Annotated in this window: 9 protein-coding genes; 5 read left to right on the top strand and 4 right to left on the bottom strand. The window is 71.1% G+C overall.

Annotated elements, in window-relative coordinates; all coding sequences use genetic code 11:
- The first annotated feature begins 638 nt into the window (after positions 1–638).
- Entirely contained in the window at positions 639–1,547 is a 909-nt protein-coding gene (locus BLQ49_RS25295; RefSeq protein ID WP_091721413.1) for an NAD(P)-dependent oxidoreductase, read from the top strand.
- A gap of 17 nt (positions 1,548–1,564) precedes the next feature.
- Here the strand turns inward: BLQ49_RS25295 and BLQ49_RS25290 are convergent, their stop codons facing one another.
- Together BLQ49_RS25290 and BLQ49_RS25285 are read right to left on the bottom strand one after the other, a co-directional pair.
- Positions 1,565–3,496 carry an ABCB family ABC transporter ATP-binding protein/permease gene (locus BLQ49_RS25290; RefSeq protein WP_091721410.1) on the bottom strand — a complete coding sequence of 644 codons (1,932 nt, stop codon included), beginning with the start codon at positions 3,494–3,496 and terminating at the stop codon, positions 1,565–1,567.
- A gap of 88 nt (positions 3,497–3,584) precedes the next feature.
- Positions 3,585–3,779, bottom strand: a complete 195-nt coding sequence (locus BLQ49_RS25285; RefSeq protein ID WP_091721407.1) for a DUF1127 domain-containing protein — start codon at positions 3,777–3,779, stop codon at positions 3,585–3,587.
- Between the two features lie 104 nt (positions 3,780–3,883).
- On the opposite strand from BLQ49_RS25285, the gene BLQ49_RS25280 reads away from it, so the two are divergent.
- Entirely contained in the window at positions 3,884–5,218 is a 1,335-nt protein-coding gene (locus BLQ49_RS25280; RefSeq protein ID WP_091721405.1) for an aminotransferase-like domain-containing protein, read from the top strand.
- Positions 5,219–5,295: 77 nt separating this feature from the next.
- Here the strand turns inward: BLQ49_RS25280 and gstA are convergent, their stop codons facing one another.
- A complete protein-coding gene (gene gstA, locus BLQ49_RS25275) occupies positions 5,296–5,913 on the bottom strand; it encodes a glutathione transferase GstA (RefSeq protein WP_091721402.1) in 618 nt (205 codons plus the stop codon).
- 183 nt (positions 5,914–6,096) lie between these two features.
- Between gstA and BLQ49_RS25270 the strand changes: the two genes are divergently transcribed.
- Positions 6,097–6,417: a winged helix-turn-helix transcriptional regulator gene (locus BLQ49_RS25270; RefSeq protein ID WP_091721399.1), complete on the top strand. Its 321-nt coding sequence runs from the start codon at positions 6,097–6,099 to the stop codon at positions 6,415–6,417.
- Between the two features lie 226 nt (positions 6,418–6,643).
- Here BLQ49_RS25270 and BLQ49_RS25265 read toward each other — a convergent pair whose 3' ends face one another.
- Positions 6,644–8,125, bottom strand: coding sequence for a LysM peptidoglycan-binding domain-containing protein (locus BLQ49_RS25265; RefSeq protein WP_091721397.1), 1,482 nt, complete (start codon positions 8,123–8,125; stop codon positions 6,644–6,646).
- Between the two features lie 208 nt (positions 8,126–8,333).
- Here BLQ49_RS25265 and BLQ49_RS25260 point away from each other — a divergent pair, with 208 nt between their 5' ends.
- Both BLQ49_RS25260 and BLQ49_RS25255 read left to right on the top strand, forming a co-directional pair.
- A complete protein-coding gene (locus tag BLQ49_RS25260) occupies positions 8,334–8,930 on the top strand; it encodes an LOG family protein (RefSeq protein ID WP_091721395.1) in 597 nt (198 codons plus the stop codon).
- A gap of 90 nt (positions 8,931–9,020) precedes the next feature.
- Positions 9,021–10,787: a methanol/ethanol family PQQ-dependent dehydrogenase gene (locus BLQ49_RS25255; protein ID WP_091721393.1), complete on the top strand. Its 1,767-nt coding sequence runs from the start codon at positions 9,021–9,023 to the stop codon at positions 10,785–10,787.
- The last annotated feature ends 178 nt before the right edge of the window (positions 10,788–10,965 follow it).

Below are 10,965 nucleotides of genomic sequence, written 5' to 3'. Positions count from 1 at the left end.
CATCGCGCGGGCATGGTCCCCGCCCGGTGCCGTCTTTCTCGTCGCGGTGTCTCCGGCGATCCCGGTCCTGCGCCGCGCTGTCTGACGGTCTCGGACGCGGTAGCACCGCCGGAACCCGCACAGCCTCGTGGCCTTCCAGCCGTCCCCCGCCTCGTAGTGGACGGGTCCGCAGGATCCTCAGGTTCGGCCCAGAAGCGGGTCGGCGCGGGGGCATTTCCGCACCCCGCCGGGCACAGTGCCGCCCGGTCTCACGCCCGCATCCGAGGCACGCCCCGTACCGGTCCGCCGCCCGGGGCGATGGCGGCTGAGAGCCACCGACGCGGGCACCGCCCCGTCCGTAGACCCGCCCGGTCAGCCACCCGGCGGGCCCCCGAAGGACACCCCGGGATTGCTCCCGAAGCGCCGCGGACAGGTGACGGCTAATGAGCACAAAATAGGAACATTGTCAAGAGTCGGGGGCGATCGGTGTCAGGCGACATACGCCTGGTATGTGGCGATGGACGGCGCGGCGTGGCAGAGCAAAGCCTGCGCTGAGCCGCCCGACCGATGACGCGAACCTGGTGCGGTCCTTCGCCATAGCCCATTCGCCGTCAACCAAGAGCGTGCGGCGGCCGGCCACCGGAACGGGGAGCCCCATCATGCCCGCCTCCATCGCCCTCCTCGGCCTCGGCGCGATGGGCCATCCCATCGCCCGCAACCTCGCGGCCAAGCGCGCTTCCGAGGCCGAGACCATCGTGGTGGTGGATGCCGATCCGGCGCGCCTCGCCGGGCTCGATGCGCCGGGCCTCGTCCCCACCACGGATCCCGGGCGGGCCGGCGGCGCGGAGGTTCTGTTCCTGTGCCTGCCGAACGGCGAAACGGTCGAGGCGGCCCTGCTCGGCGCGGACAGGCTCCTCGAACGCCTCGCCCCCGGGGCTGTGGTGGTCGATCTCGGCACCATCGCGCACGCCAAGACGCTCGCGATCGGCCGCGCCGTGGCGGCGACCGGGCGGTGCTTCGTCGACGCGCCGGTCTCCGGGGCACCGGCCGGCGCCGAGGCCGGCACGCTCACCGTCATGTGCGGCGGCGCGGCCGGGGCCATCGCGCAGGTGCGCCCGCTCCTGGAGCGGATCGGCACGACCGTCCTGCATATGGGGCCGTCCGGCTCCGGCCAGCTCACCAAGACGATCAACAACGTGCTCTACGACATCAACATCGCGGCGCTCGCCGAGGTGCTGCCGATGGCGGTGGCGATGGGCCTCGATCCGGATCAGGTCGCCCAGGTGGTCACCACCGGCACGAGCCGGAGCTACGCGGCGCAATACTTCGTGCCGCGCATCCGTCGGGGCCGCTTCGATGAGGGCTACCCGATGGGCGCGGCCTACAAGGACCTCGTCGCGGCGGCTGCGATCGCGGCGGAGAACGGTTTTCCGATGCCCGTCACGGCGGCCGCCACCGCCACCTACCAGACGGCGCTCCGCCAGGGTCATGCCGACAAGGACAAGGGCGCGATGGTGCTGCCGTTCGAGGATCTCTTGGGAGTGAAGGTCCGGGGGCGGACGGCCTGAGCGCCGCGTCGCCCCCCCTACTCCGCGGCCTCGGTCTCGGGCACGGCCGTCCGGCCGGGGCGCGGCACCACCGGCGCGTCGGCGCGCTGGAGCACTTCGAGCGCCGCGTCGGCCTCCCGCTGGCGGTCCCAGAGCGCCGCGTAGACGCCCCCCGCCTCCAGCAGCTCGGCATGGGTGCCGCGCTCGACGATCCGGCCGTGGTCGAGCACCAGGATCGCGTCGGCATTGACCACCGTGGAGAGCCGGTGGGCGATCACCAGGGTGGTGCGGCCGCGGCTGACCCGGTCGAGCGCCGCCTGGATCTCGGCTTCCGTGAAGCTATCGAGCGCCGAGGTCGCCTCGTCGAGGACGAGGATCGGCGGCGCCTTCAGGATCGTGCGCGCGATGGCGACCCGCTGCTTCTCGCCGCCCGAGAGCTTCAGGCCGCGCTCGCCCACCGGCGTGTCGTACCCCTCCGGCAGGCTCGACACGAACCCGTCGATCTGCGCGAGCCGGGCGGCCTCCTTCAACTCGGCGTCGGTGGCGGCGGCCCGGCCGTAGCGGATGTTGTAGCCGATCGTGTCGTTGAACAGCACCGTGTCCTGCGGGACCATGCCGATCGCTGCCCGCAGGGATTCCTGCGTCACCGCGGCGATGTCCTGCCCGTCGATGCTGATCCGGCCGCCCTGCGGCTCGTAGAACCGGAACAGCAGGCGCGAGAGCGTCGACTTGCCGGCGCCCGAGGGCCCCACCACCGCCACCGTCTGGCCCGCCGGGATCTCGAACGAGACGCCCCGCAGGATCGGCCGCTCGGGATTGTAGGCGAAGCGCACGTCCGCGAACCGCACCGTGCCGCCCGCCACCTGCAAGGGCGCCGCGCCCGGCCGGTCGGCGATCTCGGGGTTCTGCCCGAGGATGCGGAACATGTCGTCGATGTCGATCAGCGCCTGTTTGATCTCGCGGTAGATCATGCCCATGAAGTTGAGCGGCATCGAGAGCTGCACCAGCATGGTGTTGGCCAGCACGAAGCCGCCGATCGTGGTGCGCCCGGCCAGGATGTCGCGCGCGGCGAGCCACATCACCACGGTCATGCCGAGGGTGAAGATCACCGCCTGCCCGGCATTGAGCACCGCCAGCGACACGTAGGTCTGGGTCGAGGCCTTCTCGTACTTGGCCATCGATTCGTCGTAGCGGGCGGCCTCGCGCCGCTCGGCGCCGAAATACTTGACGGTCTCGTAGTTGAGCAGCGAATCGACCGCCTTGGTGTTGGCGTCGGTGTCCGAGGCGTTCATCCGGCGGCGGATGGCGATCCGCCACTCGGTTGCCTTGTAGGTGAAGGCCAGATACGCCGCGACCGTCAGGAAGGCGGTCGCCGCGTAGGTCCAGTTGAACTCGTAGGCCAGCACGCCGAGCACCAGCACGAACTCGATGATGGTCGGCACCAGGGTCAGCACCATCAGGCGCGAGAGTTCCTCGATGCCGGCGCGGCCGCGCTCCAGAACCCGGGTGAGGCCGCCGGTCTTGCGCTCCAGATGGAAGCGCAGGGACAGGCGGTGCATGTGCTCGAAGGTCTGGAGCGCGAGGCGGCGCACCGCGTGCATCGCCACCTTGGCGAACAGCCCGTCGCGCATCTGGGTCAGCGCCGACATGGCGATGCGCGAGACGCCGTAGAGGGCGATCAGCAGCATCGGCGCGGCGAGCAGCCCTGTGGGCATCGGCGCATCCTTGCCGCCGATGGCCGCGACCAGCGCGTCGGTGATCCACTTGAAGGTGAACGGCGTCACCATGGTCACCAGCTTGGCGGCGAGCAGCAGGCCGAAGGCCAGGAACACGCGGCGCTGTAGATCCGGCCGCCCGTGCGGCCAGAGATGCGGCCAGAGCCGGCGATAGGTGGCGATCAGCCCAGGGCGCTCGTCAGGACGCCCGGCCGGGAGTTTGGGCCCGGCCGGGGGCGCGGTGTCGTCGGTCATGAAGGATTCTGTGGGGCGGGATGTCGTAGGCCCCGCATATAGGCCCGCGGCGGCGCAGGAGCACCCGCGCTGCGTGCAAGGCCCCGTCTCACGCCCGCCAGAACGGCTTTTGGATCTCGGCGCGCAGGCGCCAGGGATCGAGCCCGGCGTCGCGGATCTGCTCGGGATGCAGGGCGGCGAGCGCCCGGCGCGTGCGCAGGCGGTCCAGCCAGAGGCGCGGCAGGGACGGGCCGGAAGCCGGACGGTCGGCCGCGGGAGAACGGGACAGGCTAAGGGCAGGCATCAGGGAAGATCCGGTGGCGGTTGGGCAGTCCGGCCGGGATTGCGGATACAGGATTGATCCGATACGGATCTCGGATCAATCGAAACATTGACCTCGGAGCAATCATGCGACCCGCGGATTACCGCTCCGTCGCCGACGCGATCGCCGCCGACATCGCGGCCGGACGGCTCGCGCCCGGAGCGAAGCTGCCGCCACAGCGCGACTTCGCCTACGACCGCGGCATCGCGGTCTCGACGGCGAGCCGGGTCTATGCGGAATTGGCCCGCCGGGGGCTCGTGACCGGCGAGGTCGGGCGGGGCACCTATGTCCGGTCCGAGCCGGGCCGGAGCGGGATCCTCCAGCCCGAGCCGCCGCCGGCTGCGATCGATCTACAGCGGACCCATTCGCGTCTGCCCGAGCAGGAGGCCGTGCTCGCCGAGACCCTCGCAGCCCTTGCCGGAGGCGGCGGCGAGATGGCGTTCGGCCAGTACGGGCCCGCGGGCACCCCCCGGGTGCAGGCGGCCGCCGCCGCCTTCCTGGCGCGCGACGGCTACGCCCCCGATGCCGGCGACATCCTGTTCACCGGCAACGGGCGGCAGGCCCTGGCGGCGACGCTGGCGACGCTGGCGGCGCCGGGTGAGCGGATCGGCTGCGAGCCCCTCACTTACCCGATGGTGAAGGCCATCGCGGCCCGGCTCGGCATCACGCTGGTTCCGATCGCCATGGATGCGGAGGGGATGTGCCCCGACGCGCTGGGCGAGGCCCACCGGGCGAATCCGCTGAGCGGCGTCTACCTCCAGCCGACGCTCCAGAATCCCCTGGGGGCCACGATGGGGCCGGGCCGGCGCTCCGACCTCGCCGCCGTGCTGGAGCGAACCGGGCTCACGGCCATCGAGGACGCGGTCTACAGCTTCCTCGCCGATGCCCGGCCGCTGGCCTGCCTGGCGCCCGACCGGGTGATCCTGGTGGACAGCCTGTCGAAGCGGGTGATGCCGTCGCTGACGCTGGGCCTCGTGGCGGCGCCCCCTTCCCTGACCGACCGGCTCGCCGCCTCGATCCGCCAGGGCGCCTGGACGGCGCTCGGCCTGTCGCTCGCGGCCGGCATGCACTGGATGGCGGGGAGCTCGGCCGCCGCCCTCGCCGCGGCCAAGCGTCGGGACGCGGCATCCCGGCAGGTCATCGCCCGGGCAGCGCTCGCGGATCTGCGGGTGGTCGGCGACCCGCAGGCCTATCACCTGTGGCTGGAACTGCCCGAGACGTGGCGGGCGGAGGCTTACGCGGCGGCGGCCCTGCGCCAGGGCATCGCGCTGATCCCGGCCCCGGCCTTCGCGGTCGCCCCCGGCCACGCGCCGAACGCGGTCCGCCTCGCCCTGGCGGTGCCGTCGCACGCGGAGCTCGATCAGGCCCTGCGCCGGCTGCGGCGGCTGGCCTTCGCGGGGGACGATCAGGTGGTGGAGTAAGGCGCGCCCAGCGCGCCCTTCACCCCCTGTCGCGAGTCCGGGGCGCCGGACGGCATCCGGGCGCGCCCCGGACGTTCTCACGCCGCCGTCGGCAGACCTTCCGCGGCCAGGGCGGCCTGCACGGCCTCGCGGGCCCGGACACGCGCGCCGAATGCGGCGAGGGCGGTCCGGCGGGTCAGATCGAGGCCGAGGGGTTTCGCCCAGTTCAGCACGACGAACAGGTAGGCGTCGGCGATGGTGAAGTCCGGGCCGGTGAGGTAGGCGCGGCCATCCGCGAACGCCGTCTCGACGATGTCCAGTCTGCGGTCGAGATGGGCGACGGCCGCCACGCGCGCCTCGGGGTCGAGGGCCGGGTTGAACAGCGGGCTGAAGCCCTTGTGCAGTTCGGACGCGATGAAGGTCAGGTGCGCGTCAACGCGGGCCCGCGCGGTGGTGCCCGCCGTCGGCGCGAGCCGGCCGGGCGCATAGGCATCCGCAAGGTATTGGACGATGGCTGCGCCCTCGGTCAGGACTTCGCCATCGTCAAGCTGGAGTGCGGGAACGTAGCCCTTGGGATTGATCGTGGTGAAGTCAGCACCCGAGGCCGTCGTCTTGGTTTTGAGATCGACGGATTCGAGAGAAAAGCTCAGCCCCAACTCGCGCAACACGATATGTGGAGAGAGCGAGCAGGCGCCGGCGGCGTAGAAGAGCTTCACGGAATGTCTCCTGTTGTGAGGCGATGCCCTGGTACGCCGAGTCGTTACCCGGGGAAACACGGTAACTTCCGGTGACCGTCGTTTTCCGGTATCCTGTCGGAAACCAAGTCGCCGCGGAGATAGCTGGAGCGTATCACGGTGTTGAAGCACAGGCGGAAGGTCGCTCCGCCCCCCGGATGTCCGATGTCGGCCTGCATGGGTCTGCTCGGCGGGATCTGGACGCCGGAGATCATCTGGAACCTGAGCGAGGGGCCGCGCCGCTTCTCCGAGCTGCGTCGGGCGACGCCGGCGATCTCGGCGAAAGTGTTGAGCGCGCGCCTGAAGGATCTGGAAGAGCGCGGCGTGCTGTCACGGACCGTGCGGCCGACGACTCCGCCGAGTGTGGACTACGCCCTGACCGACCTGGGGCAGGAGCTCATCCCCGCAATCCGGGCGATCGTCGAGGTCGGCTCGAAGCTGCACCTGCGCGCAAAGGCGGAGGCGGCGCGCTGCGCGGAGTCCTGATCGGAGCGCTGGGGCCGCGGATCTGCTGTGCCGACCGGCGCCTCTCGCCGACAGAGCGGTTCGCAGAATCACGCGACGCGTCGCTGATTGCGTGGCCGCGAAAACCCGTTGCCCCGCAAGCGGTGCGAGGCGGCAGCGTTGGTGAAGGGGCTGCTCAGAACGAGACGCGTCCGGAGCCCCCTCACCGCCGTTTCGCTTCCCGCACGGAGGCGCGGACAAACCGCCTTCACCCCCGCTTGTCGGCCGGCAGCACGAAGATCTGACCCGGATAGATCAGGTCGGGATTGCGGATCTGGGTCTGGTTCGCGTCGTAGATCACCGTATAGCGCTCGCCGCGGCCGTAGGTGCGCTGGCTGATCCGCCAGAGGTTGTCGCCGCGGGTGATCTTGGCCGTGCTGATCTCCGGCACGTAGACCGCCCCGCCCGCCGCCTGACCATCCGCGTCTGCGCGCCGCGTATCGGGGCTGGGCGGGGCCGATGCGGCGGGGCGAGGCGTCCCGGCCAGCTCGGGCACCGCTCTCGCGCTGCCCGGACCGCGGTCCTTCGCGCCGCTCGGCCCGTGAGCCTGGGCGCTGCCCTGCCCGGTTGTCCGCCCGGTTGCCTGGCCGCCTCCTGGATCGCCTGCTGGACCGCCTGCTTGATCGCCTCCGTGGGCGCTGCCGGGACCGCGCGATGTCCGCGCGTCGGCAGGCGCGCGCGCGGCGACCCTGGCCGGCTCGGGCACCGAGAGCGGAACCTCGGCGCGGGTCTCGACCTTGCCGGTCTCTGGGGCGATCTGGTCGACGCGCACCTGATACGCGCCGGGCTTCATGCCGCGTCCGATGGTGAAGCTCGCCCGCCCGTCGGGGCCGATGCGCCCCGGGGCGATCAACGTGTCGTTGAGATAAAGGCGCAGCGCCGCGCCGGGCGTGCCGGTCACCGTGACGAACAGCCGCCCGTTCTCCTGCACGTCCACGCTCGCGATCCGGGTTGGCTGCCCCGTCCCGGAGGCGCCTGCGCCGGCGACCTTGGCGTCCGACCCGGGCCCGCCGGGTTGCGACAGCACGACGGTCGGCGCGTCCGGGGCGGTCAGGGCGACGAGGGGCTGGCGGTCGCGGCCCGGGGCAACGTCCACCGCCACACTCTGCTCAGACTCGGCCGACTGCCCGTCCTTGCCGGTCATGCGCAGCCGGATCTGGCTGGACCCCGCGGGCAGGGCCGGCGGCACGACCGCGAACTGGCCGCCCGCATCCGCGGTCGCCCGGGCCACCGGCTTGCCGTTGACCAGCATCTCGACGACGGCGTGCGGCGCCCCCTGCCCCGCCACCACGGTGTCGCCGTTCGGCTCGACCCGAACGATATCGAAGCGCGGCACCGCATCGGCACCGGCAGCCTTGCCGACTGGCTTCCCGGCCGGGCCGGATGCCGCAAGGTGGGCATCGCGCGCAGGCTCGGAAGCTCTCCCCGCCCCCGGCGCGGCTCCGGACGCGGCCTGTCCCGACTTGTCGTCGCGGATATCGAGGGACGGGTCCGGCTTGCGCGTCAGCGTGCCGGGCTCGGCCAGCGCCCGCGCATGGTCCCCCGGCTCCGGCGGGGCGGTCCGTTCCGCGACAGGACGCCCGGTCAGCTGGCGCAGGGAATCTCCGCCGAACAGGGCCGCCACGAGGCCGAGCCCGGCGAGGAGGCCGACGAGCGCCAGGGCGAAACTGCGCCGCACCTGTCCCGACATCGCCACCTCAACCTCCCTCGATCCCGGCCGCCGTGCGGGAAAAACCGTCGACGGGGCGGGGCATAATACCGTACATGGTCCCGACACCAAGCCGTTCCCCCGTTCAGGCGGGTGAATCCCACGCGACTTCAGCAGTTTGGCACGTGGAGCGCTGGGCGCGGGGCTTTTCCTGGACGGCTCGCAACGGACGCGTGATGGAGGGCGCCGGATGGCTCCGGTGAGGACAGTCTGTGTCTATTGCGGCTCCGGCTTCGGGCGGGACCCCGCCTTCCGCACGGCCGCGGAGGTGCTGGGGACTGCCATCGCGCAGGCCGGGATGGGCCTCGTCTATGGCGGCGGCGACGTGGGCCTGATGGGTGCGGTGGCGCGCGCCGCGCTCGAAGCCGGTGGCCACGTCACCGGCATCATCCCGGATTTCCTCCAGGCGCGCGAGCACATGCTGGCGGACATCCAGGAGACCGTGGTGGTGTCCGACATGCATACCCGCAAGCGCCTGATGTTCGAGCGCTCGGACGCTTTCGTGACCCTGCCCGGCGGTATCGGTACCCTGGAGGAACTGGTCGAGCAGCTGACCTGGGCGCAGCTCGGGCGCCACCGGAAACCGGTGGTTCTGGTCTCGGTGGCGGAGTTCTGGGCGCCGCTGCTCGCCCTGTTCGAGCACATGCGCGGCCATGGCTTCATCCGCGAGGGCCTCGATCTGAGCTACCTCGTCGCCCGCGAGGCGGCCGAGGTGGTGCCGCTGCTGCGCGAAGCCGGCCACGAGCCGGATCCCCAGGCCGAGGACATCGTCAAAGAGCGGATGTGAGGCCGGGCGGACGCTTGGCCGCGGTGGCGATCCGGTCGGCCGGTGTATGAGGCCGGCGTCGCCGCGACGGGCGGCGGGTGGAGTCCGAGCATGCGCGTCCCGACGATCCTGGCGGCCTTGATGCTCGCTGGCCTCATGGGGTCGGCATCCGCGCAGCCGCCGGTCCTCCAGACCCTGGATTACGCCAACACCCGCTTTTCCGACCTCGCGCAGATCAACGCCGGCAACGTCTCCCGCCTCAAGGTCGCCTGGACCTTCTCCACCGGCGTGTTGCGCGGGCACGAGGGGGCACCGATCGTGGTCGGGCACATCATGGTTGTGCACACGCCGTTCCCCAATAGCGTCTACGCCCTCGACCTCGACCACGAGGGCCGGATCCTGTGGCGCTACGCGCCCCGGCAGGATGCGGGCGTGATCGCCGTGATGTGCTGCGACACGGTTTCCCGTGGCCTCGCCTACGCGGACGGACGCCTGTTCCTGCAGCAGGCCGATACGACGGTCGTCGCCCTCGACCCCGAGACCGGCCGGGTGCTGTGGTCGGTGAAGAACGGCGATCCCGGGCGGGGTGAGACCAACACCGCCACGGTCCTGCCGGTCCACGGCAAGCTGATCGTCGGCCTCGCGGGGGGCGAGTACGGCGCGCGCTGCCACGTCACGGCCTACGACCAGGCGACGGGCAAGCAGCTCTGGCGCGCCTACGCCACCGGGCCGGATGCCGACATGCTGGTCGACCCGGACACGACGACCGAACTCGGCCATCCCATCGGCAAGGATTCCTCCCTGAAGAGCTGGGAGGGCGACCAGTGGCGGACCGGCGGTGCCTGCAGCTGGGGCTGGTTCTCGTACGACCCGGAGTTGAACCTCGTCTATTACGGCACCGGCAATCCCTCGACCTGGAACCCGGCCCAGCGCCCCGGCGACAACCGGTGGGCGATGTCGATCATCGCCCGCGATGCCGACACGGGAATGGCCCGCTGGGTCTACCAGATGACCCCCCACGACCAGTGGGACTATGACGGCGTCAACGAGATGATCCTCACCGAGCAGGAGATTGGCGGGCGCGCGCGGAAGGTGCTCACCCATTTCGACCGGAACGGTTTCGGCTACACGCTGGATCGCGCCACGGGCGAATTGCTGGTGGCCGAAAAATTCGATCCGAGCGTCAACTGGGCGAGCCGCATCGTGATGGACCCGGCCGCGCCCGATTACGGCCGCCCGGTGGTCGACAAGCGCTATGCTCCCGGCGAGGCGGACGAGGACGAAACGACAAAAAACATCTGCCCCGGGGCGCTCGGCGCCAAGAACCAGCAGCCCGCGGCCTATTCGCCGAAGACGCGGCTGTTCTACGTGCCGACCAACCACATGTGCATGGATTACGAGGCGTTCCGGGTCACCTACACGCCCGGCCAGCCCTATGTCGGCGCGACGCTCACCCTCCACCCGCCGGAGGGCACCGACCGGACTGGGGCGTTCATCGCCTGGGACGGGGCGAAGGGGCGGATCGCGTGGTCGATCCCGGAACCGTTCTCGGTCTGGTCGGGGGCGCTCGCCACCGCGGGCGACGTGGTCTTCTACGGCACGCTCGAAGGCTACCTGAAGGCGGTCGATGCCCGGGACGGGCACGAACTCTACCGGTTCAAGACGCCGTCCGGGATCGTGGGCAACGTCACCACCTACCTGCACGACGGCAAGCAGTACGTGGCGGTGCTGTCGGGTGTCGGCGGCTGGGCCGGGATCGGGCTGGCGGCCGGGCTGACCGACCCGGCCGACGGCTCGGGGGCGGTGGGGGGCTACGCGGCCCTGTCGCAATACACGGCGCCGGGCGGGCAGCTCACGGTGTTCGAACTGCCGCAATGATGGGTTTCGGCCGCTTCGGATCGCATGGCGGGTTCGAAGCGCGCTGGACACACGAGTCTCGGATAGTGCGGCGAATCAGAAAGATCAGCGTGCCTGATCCGAATAAAGATGCCGATTTGAAATTTTGCCGGGCAAGAACTTGATCAACACGTACAGATTTGGCATCCTTGAGCGGTGT

Source organism: Methylobacterium phyllostachyos (assembly GCF_900103445.1).
In the GTDB taxonomy this organism is placed as follows: Bacteria; Pseudomonadota; Alphaproteobacteria; order Rhizobiales; family Beijerinckiaceae; genus Methylobacterium; species Methylobacterium phyllostachyos.
This window is presented reverse-complemented; position numbering and strand designations above follow the sequence as displayed.

What these genes read in the sequence shown, in the direction of transcription:
- BLQ49_RS25290 (WP_091721410.1), bottom strand. Translation starts at nt 3,496, where the DNA reads ATGACCGACGACACCGCGCCCCCGGCCGGGCCCAAACTCCCGGCCGGG.
- BLQ49_RS25295 (WP_091721413.1), top strand. Translation starts at nt 639, where the DNA reads ATGCCCGCCTCCATCGCCCTCCTCGGCCTCGGCGCGATGGGCCATCCC.
- BLQ49_RS25265 (WP_091721397.1), bottom strand. Translation starts at nt 8,125, where the DNA reads ATGTCGGGACAGGTGCGGCGCAGTTTCGCCCTGGCGCTCGTCGGCCTC.
- BLQ49_RS25280 (WP_091721405.1), top strand. Translation starts at nt 3,884, where the DNA reads ATGCGACCCGCGGATTACCGCTCCGTCGCCGACGCGATCGCCGCCGAC.
- BLQ49_RS25260 (WP_091721395.1), top strand. Translation starts at nt 8,334, where the DNA reads ATGGCTCCGGTGAGGACAGTCTGTGTCTATTGCGGCTCCGGCTTCGGG.
- BLQ49_RS25285 (WP_091721407.1), bottom strand. Translation starts at nt 3,779, where the DNA reads ATGCCTGCCCTTAGCCTGTCCCGTTCTCCCGCGGCCGACCGTCCGGCT.
- BLQ49_RS25255 (WP_091721393.1), top strand. Translation starts at nt 9,021, where the DNA reads ATGCGCGTCCCGACGATCCTGGCGGCCTTGATGCTCGCTGGCCTCATG.
- BLQ49_RS25270 (WP_091721399.1), top strand. Translation starts at nt 6,097, where the DNA reads ATGTCGGCCTGCATGGGTCTGCTCGGCGGGATCTGGACGCCGGAGATC.